This window comes from Agriterribacter sp. (assembly GCF_035497235.1).
Classification (GTDB): domain Bacteria; phylum Bacteroidota; class Bacteroidia; order Chitinophagales; family Chitinophagaceae; genus Agriterribacter.
The window spans coordinates 211,570-227,113 of sequence record NZ_DATJEB010000051.1 but is presented as its reverse complement, the minus strand read 5'-3'; the positions used below and the strand labels follow the sequence as shown (position 1 = coordinate 227,113).

Below are 15,544 nucleotides of genomic sequence, written 5' to 3'. Positions count from 1 at the left end.
AGTATAGAAGTTTTACTCTGAAATGTGTATATAATACACAAAGTTGTAGTTGCAATATTAACAATTTTTTTTCATAAAAAATTTATTTTTTACAGGGAACGCCGAAACCCAACAATGCTTATATTCGATGATTTTTTTCAACCCATCTCATATAATATTCTTTGTATGTCTCAATCCTTAGGCCCACAGCGCTTATATTCATTAGATGCCCTGAGAGGCTTTGATATGTTCTGGATCATGGGCGGCGAACGTATATTTCATGCCCTTTCCAAAGCAACAGACAACCCGTTCTGGAACGGTTTATCACACCAGTTTTCGCACCCCGACTGGAATGGCTTCCGGTTTTACGACCTGATATTCCCCTTGTTCCTTTTTATAGCCGGCGTAGCTACGCCTTATTCTGTTGGCCGCCAGTTGGAAAAAGGCGTGTCCCGGCAAAAGCTGCTATGGCGGGTAATTAAGCGGGGATTGATTTTAGTTGTGCTGGGTATCATTTATAATAATGATCTGCGCATACAACCTATTTCTGAAATGAGGTTTGGTAGCGTATTGGGGCGAATTGGGTTAGCCTATATGTTCGCTAATATTATTTATTTGTATACCAAAAGTCAAAGAAGCCGGATGATATGGGCCGGAAGTTTGTTATTGGGATATTGGATCATACTATTATGTGCCTCTGCCCCGGGATTTCCCGCAGGTGACCTTACCATAGAAGGTAATTTCGCCTCCTATTTTGATCGTTTATTCCTTCCCGGTAAATTGTATGTAAATAATATTCATGATCCGGAAGGGTTATTTTCTACTATCCCCGCCATTGCCACCGGGCTTTTAGGTATTTTAACAGGAGGATTCCTGAAAAACAGCAGTTTTTCGCCTGCTGCCAAAGCGGCGCGGATATTTGTTACAGGCGCCATACTGATTGTAATAGCACAGGTATGGAACCTCGTTTTCCCTATTAATAAAAATTTATGGTCGAGTTCTTTCGCGCTGCAGGTTGGCGGATTAAGCATGGTGCTGCTGGCTATTTTTTACTATATCATAGATGTAAAGGGATATAAAAAATGGGCCTTCTTTTTTGTGGTTATCGGCATGAACTCCATTTTAATTTATATGTCGGGACATTTTATTGACTGGAAAAATACCACGAACGCTTTTTTTGAATGGCTTATCCAACTGTCGGGAGACCCTTATGGCGCGGTTGCTTTTGTATTTTGCTATATCGCCGTAAAATGGGCTTTCCTGTATTTTTTGTATAAGAAGAAAGTGTTTTTGAAAGTATAAGGGGGGAAGCCCGAAGCCTTAAATGTGAAATCCGAAGAAATACAAAGAACCAAGAAGCAAATAATAAGAACCAAATAAAATTCAAATTTTAAATTCCAGAGAAGGTACTCACTACTGACAACTCAGTAATTTATAATAAACGATAAGCTCAGATTGAAACGGATTTTCCCTGAAACCTGAAACCCGTAACCTGCGACCTGCATCAATTTCAAATTGCTCTACAGCGAAGCATTCTTTTCTTTCCAGAACTCATCTTCATAATCATCCTGTAAAGGATCGGCCGGCAACGCGTTTAACTGCCTGCCAATAGCTTCAAGCTGCGCCTCAGTTAAGATTCTTTCTAAGTGTGGAAACAGTTCCCGTTCTTCGTAGCGAACATGCTTATCTAACTGATCTGCAAATTTCGCGAAGGCATCCGCCGCGTTTTTGTCCTGTAGTATCTTAAGGGCTTCAACGCCCTGTTTTATAACTTCATGCTCCGCTATAGCCTTCAATACCATTTCATCCTGCAGGGGAGCAAAAAGAATTGCTTCTTCCTCAGCAAAATGGGGCCGCAGGTGGGCATCCCAGAAATACTGTACGTACTGCATCATGCGCCACAGCGCTATTTTCTTTTTTACGCCTTCCCGTATTTTCCAGCAAAACAATAAGCTAAAATGATGCTCGCGGGAAAGCTTCATGATATCTGCACTTCGTTTAATGGGTTTAGGGTCCATAATTTTGCTTAATTTATTTTATCAGCGCTTTTATGAATTGTTGCAATACCAGGGCCTGGTTGTGCTGCGCATCGTGTGCCGAATAAAGCAAGGTGGTTTTTTTGTGCTTTTGTACCCTGTCAACCAATTCCTTAACAGCATCCGAATCTTTCAGTTCGGTAGTGTACCTCCTGCTGAATTCGGCCCATTTTTCCGGCTCATGGTTAAACCATTTGCGTAAAGCGGTGGTAGGCGCAACCTCCTTCATCCAAATATCTATATGGGCCATCTCTTTTTTTATGCCCCTGGGCCATAACCTGTCTATCAGCACACGAAAGCCATCAGTTTCCTCCAATGGTTCATATATTCTTTTAATCTGTACTACAGGCATACCTTCTTTTAAATAAAGCTATACTCATAAAAAGTAATAAAAACACTTTTGCCAGTTCAGCCATTACAAATACCCAGTGTAAAGAAGAGGGAGTTGCCTCTTTTCCGCTCATAATAATATCTGCACGTGCATCTAAGTACGGTAACAGCCAAAAGGTTTGCGCAATTAATATTAACACAATTCCACCGTACAAAAACTTACCCTGAACATTCCGGTTCAAAATGAAATAAATAAAAACACACTCATAATAGTTACAAAAAGCAGCCGCTTCATAACAAATTTTTAAACCCTGTTTTCCGGTAGTGTTCTATTTTATATTCAAACATTTCAGCCATTTTGCCCGCCCGCCATTTTGCCTCACTGGCTTTTTCACCAACAAACAGTTCGTCAACGGTTTGTGTAAACAATTGCATCCATTGTTCAAAATGTGCATGATCAACGGGTAGTTGAGCATGTGGTGGAAAAGGGCTGCCGAAATAGGTACGCTCTTCCAATAAAATCGTTTGCCAGAAAGTATACATCTTTCCCATATGCTCGGGCCACCTGTTTTGTATGCGCTCATTAAATATTGGCGCCAGCATATCGTTTTCCCGCACTTTTCCGTAAAAAATGTCAACCAGCCTTTTAACATCCTCCAGGGTCAATATGTCTTTTATTTCACTCATAATCGGGCTATATATTACATATTTATATAGGCAACAAGATAGTATAAGGCCCAGCCGCCAATACCAATAATAAGTATCCACACCCACGAAGGAATACTTTGCGGCGTTTCGCTGCCCTTGATCATAAAATCTTTTGAATTGCCTTTTCCATAGGCATTTATCATCAATGGCAGTACGCCGTCTACCACGGCATTTTCCTTAATGCCCGCTACATCAATAGCAGGGCCGTTCCTTACTTCAAACGGAATAATGCGCAGCCCTTCTTTTCCGCTGGGATCTTTACTCACAATTTTAAGGGTATGCCTGCCGTCTACCAGCTTACGGGTATCCAGTTCAAAATTCACCGGTGAAACAAGCCTGGCGATGGGGGCTTCATCACCATCAAGAAAAATAAATATGGTGCTTTTATCTTCCATTTAATGCCATTTATTCATTATTTAAAATAAATCTTTTAATATGGTGCTGCGACCGCTCACCCGGCCGGATCAGCCATTTTACGGAAAAGAACAGCGTAAACAAAACAATAACAACCATTGCCCACACGATCATATAATCCCAGTTATCTTCCGGGCCTGCGCCATGTGCAATACCACGCAATATTTCGGGCTGCTGCTTTTCGCAAACCGGGCAGGCAAAAACAATTAGCGCCGGCAATACGGCAAAAGCACCCAGTAATATTTTTTTCATTTCAGTCTTTTTATAAAGTTGACCAGCCTATTCTTTTCACTTCACCTTAATACCTAATTCGCTTTTACTTTAACGGCGTCTATTATTTCCTTTATTTGTTCGGGCGTTACCTGCTTCGCGTTATTACCCCAGCTTGTTTTTTCATGGTTCATGATAGCCGCTATTTCTTCAGCGCTCAGCTTATTATCGGTACCCACCGCAGGCATAGGCGGAAAGCCTTCCTTTTCCCTACCACTGTAGCCGTTCATAATAATATCTACCATTGTTTGCGGGTTATCGTCCAGTACAATTTTACTGTCTTTCAAAGAAGGGAAAGCGCCTTTTAACCCTTCCCCGTTTGCCTGGTGACAGCTCTGGCAATTGGTGGCATATAAAGCCGCCCCGTCTAAACCCTGCACCTCACCCCCGGCGGCAGCGGTTTTTTTCACTTCTTTTTTATACAAAAATTCCGGCACAGGCCGCCCATCCGGCAATGGCGTTTGCTTCAGCGATTGAAGGTACGCTACCAATTGCAAGGCCTGTTTGGTTGCTACCACCTTACCTGTTTTACCTTTTAGAAATTCATCCGGAACATTTACAACCACATCGCCCTGCGCCGGTTCTACTTTAATGGCAAACATCCAGGGATATGCGGGCATGATAGATTCTTTAACCACGATCCTCGGATTAAATAAATGCACCAGGTTCCATTCAAGGCTGGGTTGCCTGGTACCAATACTGGTTAAATCGGGCCCTGTGCGCTCCGTTCCCATCAGCGTTGCCGTATTGCGCCATATATCGGTACGGTGTATTCCGGCATAATCTGCGGCTATACTTGGCCGTGATCCCCAGGTTTTATCCATATCCACATTACGCACCTGCTGGGTGTGGCAGGCCACACAACCATTGGCAATGAAAACTGCTTTTCCTTTTACCGCATCATCACTCACTACTTCCGCGTTGGGCAGCGGCGCATTATTTTTTTGATTATGCAACGCGGGCAAAATAGCTACCAGTATGGTAAGCCCGGCAAACAGTAAAAAGGTAGCGCCAAATAATTTTTTATAGTTATCAAAAAATTCCATGTCAGTGTTTCTATTAGTAATCAAATATTGCCTTCTGTATTCCGGGCCAGTTTTTCAAAAGCGGCCTCTTTTACATCAACAATCCCTCTGCCACTTAACATTTTATAAATATTATAGGCAAAGAACAAATGTGCTATCCACATTAAACTGCCGCCCACAGCTCTCCACAGCCAGTAAGGCGCCGAAAATATTACGCTCTCTATAAAAGGTTTTCCTTCTATCCACATTAATCCCTTTAATGTACTGCCATACATAAGCGGAACAGTATAAAACAACAACCCTATTAAAGCGAACCAGAAATGAGCGCCTACCGTTATCTGCGGCGCTTCCCTGCCTGTTAACCGGGGTATAACGGTATATATGCCCGCCCACACAAAAAATGAAATAATACCATACATGGTAAGATGCGAATGCGCTACCGTAAAATCGGTAAAGTGCCAGATCAGGTTTGTAGAGCGGAATGCTTCTGCGGTACCCTGCAGTGAACCGGTAAAATAAAAAATAATACCCACCAGGTAAAACGGCAAAGTGTAACTATCCGAAATTTTATGCCAGCCCCCTTTAAAGGTCATTATAAAATTGGTGCTGCCCGCTACTACCGGAATAACCATTCCTACGCTTCCCACAATGGCTATGGTTTGCAGCCACCAGGGTATGGAACTGAACACGAAATGATGCGTACCAATAAGGGTATAAAAAAGTATTTGCGTCCAGTAGGCCAGTATACCCAGGCTATAAGAATAGATAGGCCTGTTTAACTGCTGGGGCAAATAATAATATACCAGGCCAAGGGTCATCATCATAAACCACATGCCCACTCCCTGGTGCATATAATATCCCTGTATAATAGTTTCGCCCAATCCATCCTGCCACCAGGGCACATAAGCTACCACGGTAATAACCAACCCAAATATAAGGGCGGCAACAATGTACCAGTTGGAAATATAAATTTCCTTAGTAGTGCGCCTGGCAATGGTTTGTATAAAATTAATCAGCGTTAAAATAAGTCCTGTGCCAAATAGCAGCATCACCGGCCAAATGTACTCGCGATATTCTCCTCCGCCATTGTTAATACCCGCCATCAGGCAAATGGATCCTAATATAACGGAAGCATTAATAAGGTAAAGCGCATACCATCCCATTTTAAAACTCGCCAGTTTTGTATTACTTACTCTTGGCACAATATAGTAGGCCAGCCCCAGCATGCCTAAGGAAGCCCAGCCCCAGAATACGGCATTGGTATGCACCGGACGGAGACGGCCAAAACTTAACCAGCTTACATGATCCGCATCGGGTGCTACGAATTTTATGCCCAGGTATTCACCTATAGTGGTGCCAAACAATAGCCAGAAAGTAGCGCACCCTATATACCACAGGATTAGCTTAGACAGTTCAGGATCAATATTAGGCCGCTTTACCGCCCGCTTTTTTTGCGTTACCACGGGTAAGGCGCTGTTTACGCTGATGCTGCCAATCAGTCCCTTTGCATCCTGCGGAGCCAGGCTTCCCGACAATTCATTATGTGTAAGTTCATAATCCAATGCCTCTTTGCGTTTAAGCAGGGCGGCGCGGGTATCATCATCAGGAGGAGTGGCAAGATACTGAGCCAACTGGTCGGCCTCAGCAAGATTCAGCCGGTTACGGTTTTGCTTAATAAGGTTCAGCACCTTAATAACCATAAATATAATACCCGCACCAATAGGAATAAGCAATAATACTATGGTTATGATAATACCGGTTTCTCCCAGAACAGAACCTTTATCGGGCACCGACTCCTGGGCAAATAGCATTTTGCCATTTAAAAACAGCAAAAGAAAAACAGAAATATTTTTAAGCAGGGTATTTGTATTTCCTGTATTTCCGGGTAAAGCTGTTTTGGTTTGAGCGCTATCCTTTTTATAATTCAAATAAGCGTCAATTTGTTTGCTGTCCAGGTTCGCGATATACCTGTCAAATTTTTTTTCAGCGTTCCGCTGTTTTAATCTTCTGTTTATTTTAATCATTTCCCCGGTTTTAAATTTCAGGTAAAAAACAGTGGCAAGCATAAAAAACAGGAGCATAAAAAGAAAGAGCAGTAAACCATTGAGATGCGTAAAATAATAAGCCGGCTTTTCCCCGGTTTGGGCGTATAGCGGGGAAAAGCCAATCAAAGCTACTATTAAAAGCGATCCTTTGATGAACCGGGTGTACCACTTCTTTTTCATAAAAAATTATACTCTTTTTAAAAAGGTTAATTTCTTTTCCAATTGTTCATTAAACTCATTCAGCTTGGCCGACTGAAGCATGTCATGCATATCTTTCCTGATCTTCTTAAATGAATTGTGTATAGGGCAGGGCTTTTTTTCTGAACACTCTTTTAACCCCAACCCGCAGCCCGAAAAAATTGTGTCGCCGTCTATCGCCTTAACAATATCAGCCAGCGAGCATTCCATTCCTCTTTTATCGAGATAAAAGCCGCCGGCAGGACCTTTCTGCGACTGTATAAGATGTTTCCGGCTGAGTTCCTGTAAAATTTTAGCTATAAAGTATTCGGGGGAATCAATCCCTTCAGCAATTTCCCTGATCCCCGTTTTGTTCCCATCCTTCGACTTTTGGCCCACAAATAACATTGCCCTGAGCGCATATTCACAAGTTTTTGAAAACATGTATACCTTTTATGGAGGCAAAGTTAACAGACAATTCCATAATAAAAGAGTTTTTTATCTTCTATTATGAAAAAACCTGTCGCATCTCAGTTCCGCGTATGATCCAGGTTAACGCTTTTTTAGGAAAAAACAGGAAATTTTGCTTTACTGATAATGAAATCCGGCAAATGACTGATACAGCGCTTATTCAAAAGTATAATGTTCCGGGACCGCGGTATACCAGCTATCCTACCGTTCCCTACTGGGAGGATGCGGGGTTCTCTATTCCGCAATGGATATCCGGGCTCCGGCAATCCTTTAAAGAAAGCAGCCGGGACGCCCGCCTGAATGGTTTATTCGGGCAGGAAGGTATCAGCCTTTATATTCACCTGCCTTTTTGTGAAAGCCTTTGTACTTTCTGCGCCTGTAATAAACGTATTACCAGGCAACACAGCGTGGAAGAACCTTATATTGAAGCGCTTTTGAAAGAATGGGATATGTACAGGCGTAACTTCCCGGAAAAACCTGTAATCCGCGAAATACACTTAGGTGGCGGAACGCCTACTTTTTTTTCGCCGGCTCATTTAAAAAAACTGTTAGAGGGTATTTTGCTGGGCTGCACCGTTCATCCGGAAAGAGAATTTAGTTTTGAAGGACATCCTAATAACACGGGCAGGGAACACCTGCAAACCTTATATAACCTGGGCTTTCGCCGGGTAAGTTTTGGCGTGCAGGACTATAATGAAAAAGTACAAAAAGCTATCCATCGCATTCAACCTTTTGAAAACGTAAAAAACGTAACCGAAACCGCCGTAGCAACCGGTTATGAAAGTGTAAGCCACGACCTTGTATTTGGCCTGCCTTTTCAAACGCTGGAAAATGTACGTAAGAACATTGCCCTTACTATTGCGCTGAAGCCAGGCAGGGTAGCACTTTATTCGTACGCGCATGTGCCCTGGATAAAAGGCGTGGGACAGCGTGGCTTTGATGAAGATGATTTGCCGCCGGGTGAATTGAAACTGCAGTTTTATAAAACCGCTAAAGCATTATTAGAAGCCGCAGGGTATATAGAAATAGGTATGGATCATTTTTCCCTGCCTGAAGATCGCTTATACCAGTCTATGCGCAGCAAAAAGATCCACCGTAATTTTATGGGTTATACTTCTTCCGCCACGCAGGTAATGATTGGACTGGGCGTATCTGCCATATCGGACAGTTGGTATGCTTTTGCCCAAAATGAAAAAACAGTTGAGGCCTATTATGAAAAAATAAACAGTGGTGCGTTAGCCGTAGTAAAAGGACATATTTTAACCGATGAAGACCTGAAGATCCGCCGTCATATTCTTAACCTGATGTGCTTCCTGGAAACCGGATGGATGCCGGAAGACCGTTTTCCCGGAATTGCGGAAAGATTAAAAACCCTGGAAGAGGACGGACTGGTAACTATAACAGCAAATAAAATAACCGTTAACCCAAAAGGCAGATCTTTTTTACGCAATATCTGCATGGCTTTTGATCTGAGGCTCATCGCCAAAGCGCCTTCCACCGCTTTATTTTCGATGACGGTTTAAACCAGTTTTGGGGACGATCATAAAAAAGCATTTTAGCTACAAAAACACGAAGCATTTTTCTTTGTGGCAAAATCGCCAATTAACGAAACAGGAAAGGTGTACAACAGCATAACCTTGCCGGCACCCATTTCTACATCTTTGGTTTATGCAATGCTAAAATCAGTTATAGAAAACCGCTCATTTATAGCGTAAATTTCATTTTCGGCCGCACACAGCGCCTCGTTAAAATTTTGTTCACCCAAACCAATGGACTGTTGTAAGCCGCGGTAGTAAGCTATCCCATTTATAAGACTTTGACAGAAGCCACTGTAATATTTTTTCACCTTAGGGCTTTGAACAGTAGCGGCATCTTCTTCCACATGTTTTTTAAGATAACCAACATATAGTGACAATTCTGCAATAAACATATGCGGCCGGCAGGAATCTTTCATGATATTGGTTTTCCCGTAAATATGCTCCGTCATGGTTTGAAGCGATACAATATCCGAAAAATAAGCAATATTAGGTCCGGGACAAATAGTAACTGCTGTAAGCTGCTTAAGAAAGGGCGTTTTATACTGCAAAGGCGCCGCGTTGCTTAATCCTATGCAAAGGCATTCTTTATCCAATACATTTTTAAGTTGTTTCTGATATTCCCTTTCTTCCATTTTCAACGATTGCAACTGGGCGATCTTCAGTTTCTGGTATTTGGCCGATGCGGTGCAAATGGGTTCTTTGGTAAACTCCGTATCCGATACCAGGTGTTTTTCTGTACAGGGACTTCCCGGGTTGCCTTTTTGAATACGTTCCAGTTTCTCCAGTGCACTGCTTGTTCCTTTAAGATAATGAAACGGCACACCCAAAGGAGAATGATTGCTCAGCTCTATATCTTCTTTTTTGGCTTTACTCAGTAAGGCCAATGTAGCTTCATCTACCGTTGTGGCCTCCGGTACCAGTAAAAACGGCGTTCCCCATCCTGTGCTGGCAATACCGTAATAATGATGTAGCATAGCGTCTTCTTCCGCCGTGCCTATCCCTCCCTGCACACTTATGCTTATGGGATGAGGCTGGTTAAAGCCTTTGCGTCCTTTTAACTGAACAGCGGCATTATATAATCCGAACAGCGCTGCGGTAAGCTCTTCTTTTTTAAGTTTAAACTCTTCGAGTATTGGCCCAAGCAGATAACCATCGGTTGCAAAAGCATGGCCACCGCAGTTTAAACCCGATTCAATTCTGAACTCGCTAACCCAAATTCCTTTTTTGGCCAGGTATTTTCCCTGTATGAGCGCCGACCGGTAGTCGCTTACCTTTATAATTATTTTTTTACGGAAACAGCCGTTATCATCCGCATCAAACTGATCGCATTTTTCGAGGAAATTATATAACCGCGGATTCATACCCGCCGAAAAAACAACAGAAGAGTTGGAAAGATCGCTATCCGCATAACCTCTTAATGCCGATACCGCGTCTGAGCCATCCTCCACCAATACACCCGCTTTATCAAAATTATTCTTATCTAACTTGGTCATAATGTTTACGTCAATGCTGCCCGGTATAACCTGCCCGCGTAACCAGCTTTCCATACCTTCCTTTTCCGGCCCGCTTTCGGTATGCATCATCCGCCTGTACAATTGCTTTGCTTTATTATCATCAGGCAGCATTTCAAAATATTTCATAATCTCCGAACCCGCTTCAAAAACTTCATTTTTCAGCTTCTGTATTTGCAGGTTAACGATATAATTGACCAGGTTCAGGTAATCGGTAATTCTTTTGGAGCGATAATTGATCTCCTTAGTAGTAATAGGAACAAAAGGCAGGTTGGTAAAAGGGTAATAATAACTCCTCATGGTTTCAATGAGCCGGTCTTCAATAATGGAAACAACAGATGCTATGCCAAAGCGGGCAACCTTAACCGGACTATCAATAGTAAAGGCAAGGCCCATTACAGGGATATGAAATTTGTGATGTGGATTTGGATACATATAAAATTGAATAAAAAATTAAAAATCAGTGCTGCTCCGCTACCTTACCCTTCCGCTGGCTTATATTCAGTATCAACAAGCCGGCAAACAGTAAAATAGCAGCTCCCAAAAGCATTTCATTTGTATAAGGCATACTGATATAGCTGATAGCCCCAACGCCCTGTACGAATAATATGAATTCGTTGAGGAAAATACCCGCAATAAAAATAATAATACCTGTTACGGCCGCTTTGTTAATCCGCATGTACCTGTTAATAACAATGTAGCCCAGTATAAAAAGCGTAATTACGCCCAGTAAAATCAAATGTAAATAACCAATAACAATAGAACGAAATCCAAAAGCCAGTTTACTCAGTTCGGGAATAATAGAACCCGATTGCAATAAAAATTTAATCGTTAGTGCAACACCCGATAGTGCTACCAGCCATTTACCTAATGAACTAATAAGCGGCTTCAACTGTTTGAAATGTTGCTTAACCGCCCTGCATAAGAGGGTAAACCCCGCAAGCTGAAAACAAACCGCAACAATAACCAGTATATACGCCCACAAAGGAATGGGGAGCCATAGTGCAGACAGGAAATAAGCCGGGATGCAGGACAGGGCGAACAACCAGAATATGGCTCTATGATTGCTTACCTGCATGCCCCATGTATGTAACTGATGAACCAGCAATCCCACGCAGGCAAAGAAGAACCATCCATTGTACTGGAAATGCAAAAAGAAATAAGAAGCGGCCAGGTATTTATCGGGATGCGCGGTTTTGGTAGCCATCATTATGGCCAGTGCAAAGGCACCGGCAGAGGAAATAATACTAAAGAAAAGGGAGGCTTTAAACCAGGGGTCACCGGGGCTTTTTTGTTTAGCCCGGTTAATATCGCTCCAGTATATAATAGTAAACGCGTAAGCGGTAAAAATAGAGAGTGTGGAAAAGCTAATAGAATACAGGCCATATCCCTGGAAAGGAAAAGTGAATAACATGCCATAGGCTGCAATAAGATTGGTGTATAATACCGGAGCGTATTTTTTAAAAGGATTTTGCTGCCCGGTATACAACCGCGCTACCAGCAGCACCATTAATATTTGCGTTACCCAACCGGTAAAGGCAAAATGCGAATGCGCATGAAGCAGGTGCTTTTGATGCACAATGGGGAGCGCATACGCAATTTTATACCTTAGTAAAACACCTATAAAAGCAACAAGCATCAAATTAAAAACGGATATTCTGAACCACCCGATTAAACTTTTAACCATACCCGGGATTTTTTGCAAAAAAACGAACTAATCAGTAAGCAGGATATGATTTAAGTCATATTCGTAATGTATACCTTGCCTTTATTTATAGAAAGCAGTTCTTTTTGCTCCAGTTGCTTAATGGTACGGATAACGGTTTCAATGCGTAAACCCACCATACCTGCAAGTTGTTTGCGGGTAAGCAAAAGCTTATTGCAGGTAAAGCAAACATTCTTTTTATGCAGTATAAGATAGTTCAGCAGCGTAATGAGCCGGTATTCGGGATTGCAGTTCGTTAGTATTTTTACCAGCAGCAGTTTAAAATGAAGGCGCCTGGATAGCAACCTGGTAAAAGCGAAATGAATGTCCGGGTGATCATCAAGTAACTGTTGAAAAGCAGGCAGCTTCAGCCGTATAAATGTGGAAGGCTCTTCCGCCACAGCCGTTGCGTCATATACATCGCCCTCAAATAAAATACCCTCTCCGAAACTCTCCCCTGCTTCAACAATATCCTGAATAAACTCCCTGCCTTCCTCATCAATATTCATCCATTTTACACGGCCTTTTACCAGTTGAAAGTAAAACAAAGCCACTTCACCTTCCTGGTAAATGAGTTCTCCCTTAGCCACTTCTTTAACAGAAGCGCCATATGCCAGCAGTAAATCGGTATTTATGATCATCATTACATCACTTTAATAAGTAATTCATTTTTTGCAGGCAGATGCCACCTGATATGTATCATACCCCTTTTTGATAACCATCACTCCATTATTGCCCAAGTTACCCAACATTTGCAATATGATTTCGCTCATATAATAATTAAAATATACTTGGTAATCTTGCATTTATAAAAAAAATTGTATGAAAAAATTATTTGTCATCAGTGTTATTGCGTTTACCATTTACGCCTGCGGCAACCCGGGCGAAACTAAAGAGGCCACCAATACATCCGGCGCCGCTACCGAATCAACTGCGGGTGGCAATCCCAGTTACGACCCTAAAAGAGGCGAAGGTAAGTTTGAAAATGTGGAGTTGCCCGCTTCATTAGATGTGGCAATGGCTCAAAGCGGAAAACAGATATATGAAGTAAAGTGCGCCAGTTGTCATAAGTTAAGCGATGAAAGATTGGTAGGCCCGGGATGGAAAGGCGTAAGTTCCAAGCACAAACCCGAGTGGTTAATGAATTTTATTACGAACCCCGATGCCATGATAGACCAGGATCCTGAACTGCAGGCCCAGTTGGAAATATGTTTGGTGCGTATGCCCAACCAAAGCCTGAGTGATGATGATGCCAGGCATTTGGTGGAATTTATGCGGCAGAATGACGGGGTAAAATAAAATGTTCTCATTTTTTATTTAAAATATACCTGAAATATGAAACTTGTACAAAGTGCATTAACAGTTCTTGCCCTGGCTACACTGCTTGGCGGCATGAATGCCTGTAAACCTAAAAGCGCCGGAACTGCTGTAAGCGGCAATGCTGCTGAAAAAGTATATGTTCCGCCAGGAAAATATGATGAGTTTTACAACTTCGTTTCGGGCGGCTTTAGCGGACAATTATCTGTTTACGGAATACCATCCGGACGTTTACTGAGAGTGATCCCCGTATTTTCTTTAGATCCTGAAAAGGGATGGGGTTTTAGTGAAGAAACCAAGCCCATGCTGAACACTTCTCATGGCTTTGTTCCCTGGGATGACCTGCACCACGTTAATATGTCGCAAACCAATGGCGAAATTGACGGACGGTGGGTATTTGTAAATGGCAATAACACCCCGCGTATAGCCAGGGTTGATCTTAAAACATTCCGCACCGCAGAAATACTGGAACTGCCCAATAGCGGCGGCAATCACTCTTCACCCTTTATTACCGAAAATACGGAGTACGTGGTAGCCGGTACGCGTTTTAGCGTACCTATGGATAACGCTAACGGCGATGTGCCTATTAATACCTATAAACAAAACTTTAAAGGCACCATTAGTTTTGTTAGCGTAAACAAAGACAACGGCAATATGGACATCGCTTTCCAGATTGAAACGCCGGGCGTAAACTTCGACCTGAGCCACGCAGGCAAAGGCCCCTCACACGGCTGGTTCTTCTTCTCGTGCTACAACACAGAAGGCGCCAATACCCTGCTGGAAGTAAACGCGTCAAAAAATGATAAGGATTTTATAATGGCTGTAAACTGGAAAAAAGCGGAAGAATATATTAAAGCCGGAAAGGGGAAGAAAATTAAGGCCAACTACGCACATAATAAATTCAGTGAAGAAACGCATACCTCCACTTCTGAAATGCTGAAGGAAGTAACTGTACTGGATGCCCGTGAGCTGGAAGGACTGTGCTATTTTATTCCATGTCCTAAATCGCCGCATGGCTGCGATGTAGACCCTACCGGCGAATATATAGTAGGCAGTGGCAAATTAGCCGCGCTGATACCTGTATTTTCCTATACCAAAATGCTGAAAGCCATAGAAGACAAGGCTTTTGAAGGCAAGTTTGGCAATATCCCTGTAATTAAATACGAAGCTGCACTGTATGGTGAAGTACAAAAACCGGGCTTAGGACCCTTACATACCGAGTTTGACGGTAAAGGAAACGCGATCACTTCCATGTTCGTATCATCGGAACTGGTAAAATGGAATATTAAGGATCTTAAAATACTCGACCGCGTACCTACTTATTATTCCGTAGGTCACCTGATGATACCCGGCGGCGACTCCAGAAAGCCCGATGCAAAATATGTTATTGCGTATAACAAAATCACCAAAGACAGGTACCTGCCTACCGGGCCGGAACTGTCGCAGAGCGCACAGTTGTACGATATCAGTGGCGATAAAATGCAACTGATACTGGATTATCCTACTATTGGAGAGCCGCACTATGCGCAAGCGGTAAGAGCCGAAAAGATTAAAGACAATTCGCTTAAAATATTTAAGATTGAAGACAACAGGCATCCCTACGTAGCCAAAGGAGAAAAGGAAACCAAAGTGGTTCGGGAAGGTAATAAAGTGCATGTTTATATGACGGTTATCCGTTCTCACCTTACACCCGATAACATAGAAGGCGTGCGCATGGGCGATGAAGTATACTTTCATGTTACCAACTTGGAACAGGATTGGGATGTGCCGCATGGCTTTGCCATAAAAGGTGCCGATAACGGTGAACTGCTCGTTATGCCCGGAGAAACCACTACCCTTAAATGGGTGCCGGACCGCGTAGGTATGTTCCCCATGTATTGTACCGACTTCTGCAGCGCCCTGCACCAGGAAATGTCGGGCTATGTAAGAGTATCTCCTGCGGGAAGCAAGGTACCGCTTACCTTTAGTACAGGTACCAATTTGCCGGCAGAAGACGTACCGGCCGGTCAATAAAACAT

15 protein-coding genes are annotated in these 15,544 nt (G+C 42.7%); 4 read left to right on the top strand and 11 right to left on the bottom strand.

Annotated features, from left to right (window positions below; all coding sequences use genetic code 11):
- Nucleotides 1-165: 165 nt before the first annotated feature.
- Complete coding sequence (locus VL121_RS18210; RefSeq protein ID WP_325408030.1) at nt 166-1,281, top strand: acyltransferase family protein; 1,116 nt, start codon at nt 166-168, stop codon at nt 1,279-1,281.
- A gap of 218 nt (nt 1,282-1,499) precedes the next feature.
- Here the strand turns inward: VL121_RS18210 and VL121_RS18205 are convergent, their stop codons facing one another.
- The 8 genes from VL121_RS18205 to VL121_RS18170 all read right to left on the bottom strand — a co-directional run bounded on the left by VL121_RS18205 (nt 1,500) and on the right by VL121_RS18170 (nt 7,428).
- Nucleotides 1,500-1,997, bottom strand: a complete 498-nt coding sequence (locus VL121_RS18205) for a hemerythrin domain-containing protein (protein WP_325408028.1) — start codon at nt 1,995-1,997, stop codon at nt 1,500-1,502.
- A 13-nt stretch (nt 1,998-2,010) separates the two neighbouring features.
- Nucleotides 2,011-2,367: a DUF488 domain-containing protein gene (locus VL121_RS18200; protein ID WP_325408026.1), complete on the bottom strand. Its 357-nt coding sequence runs from the start codon at nt 2,365-2,367 to the stop codon at nt 2,011-2,013.
- Nucleotides 2,368-2,636: 269 nt separating this feature from the next.
- Nucleotides 2,637-3,032 carry a group III truncated hemoglobin gene (locus VL121_RS18195; RefSeq protein WP_325408024.1) on the bottom strand — a complete coding sequence of 132 codons (396 nt, stop codon included), beginning with the start codon at nt 3,030-3,032 and terminating at the stop codon, nt 2,637-2,639.
- 14 nt (nt 3,033-3,046) lie between these two features.
- The gene (locus VL121_RS18190; protein WP_325408022.1) at nt 3,047-3,448 is read right to left on the bottom strand and encodes a cytochrome C; all 402 of its coding nucleotides are present in this window, start codon (nt 3,446-3,448) and stop codon (nt 3,047-3,049) included.
- Nucleotides 3,449-3,458: 10 nt separating this feature from the next.
- Nucleotides 3,459-3,719: a hypothetical protein gene (locus tag VL121_RS18185; RefSeq protein ID WP_325408020.1), complete on the bottom strand. Its 261-nt coding sequence runs from the start codon at nt 3,717-3,719 to the stop codon at nt 3,459-3,461.
- Nucleotides 3,720-3,772: 53 nt separating this feature from the next.
- A complete protein-coding gene (locus tag VL121_RS18180; protein ID WP_325408018.1) occupies nt 3,773-4,783 on the bottom strand; it encodes a cytochrome c in 1,011 nt (336 codons plus the stop codon).
- A 20-nt stretch (nt 4,784-4,803) separates the two neighbouring features.
- On the bottom strand, nt 4,804-6,987 hold the full coding sequence (locus tag VL121_RS18175) for a cbb3-type cytochrome c oxidase subunit I (protein WP_325408016.1): 2,184 nt from the start codon (nt 6,985-6,987) through the stop codon (nt 4,804-4,806).
- Nucleotides 6,988-6,993: 6 nt separating this feature from the next.
- Nucleotides 6,994-7,428, bottom strand: coding sequence for an RrF2 family transcriptional regulator (locus tag VL121_RS18170; RefSeq protein ID WP_325408014.1), 435 nt, complete (start codon nt 7,426-7,428; stop codon nt 6,994-6,996).
- An 11-nt stretch (nt 7,429-7,439) separates the two neighbouring features.
- Here VL121_RS18170 and hemN point away from each other — a divergent pair, with 11 nt between their 5' ends.
- On the top strand, nt 7,440-8,978 hold the full coding sequence (hemN, locus tag VL121_RS18165; protein ID WP_325408012.1) for an oxygen-independent coproporphyrinogen III oxidase: 1,539 nt from the start codon (nt 7,440-7,442) through the stop codon (nt 8,976-8,978).
- Nucleotides 8,979-9,121: 143 nt separating this feature from the next.
- Here hemN and VL121_RS18160 read toward each other — a convergent pair whose 3' ends face one another.
- From VL121_RS18160 to VL121_RS18150, 3 genes are all read right to left on the bottom strand, one after another.
- Entirely contained in the window at nt 9,122-10,900 is a 1,779-nt protein-coding gene (locus VL121_RS18160) for a hypothetical protein (RefSeq protein WP_325408010.1), read from the bottom strand.
- A 64-nt stretch (nt 10,901-10,964) separates the two neighbouring features.
- Entirely contained in the window at nt 10,965-12,191 is a 1,227-nt protein-coding gene (locus VL121_RS18155) for a hypothetical protein (protein WP_325408008.1), read from the bottom strand.
- A 50-nt stretch (nt 12,192-12,241) separates the two neighbouring features.
- Nucleotides 12,242-12,853 carry a Crp/Fnr family transcriptional regulator gene (locus tag VL121_RS18150; protein WP_325408006.1) on the bottom strand — a complete coding sequence of 204 codons (612 nt, stop codon included), beginning with the start codon at nt 12,851-12,853 and terminating at the stop codon, nt 12,242-12,244.
- A gap of 178 nt (nt 12,854-13,031) precedes the next feature.
- Between VL121_RS18150 and VL121_RS18145 the strand changes: the two genes are divergently transcribed.
- Nucleotides 13,032-13,508, top strand: a complete 477-nt coding sequence (locus tag VL121_RS18145) for a c-type cytochrome (protein WP_325408004.1) — start codon at nt 13,032-13,034, stop codon at nt 13,506-13,508.
- 36 nt (nt 13,509-13,544) lie between these two features.
- Nucleotides 13,545-15,539: a Sec-dependent nitrous-oxide reductase gene (gene nosZ, locus VL121_RS18140; RefSeq protein WP_325408002.1), complete on the top strand. Its 1,995-nt coding sequence runs from the start codon at nt 13,545-13,547 to the stop codon at nt 15,537-15,539.
- The last annotated feature ends 5 nt before the right edge of the window (nt 15,540-15,544 follow it).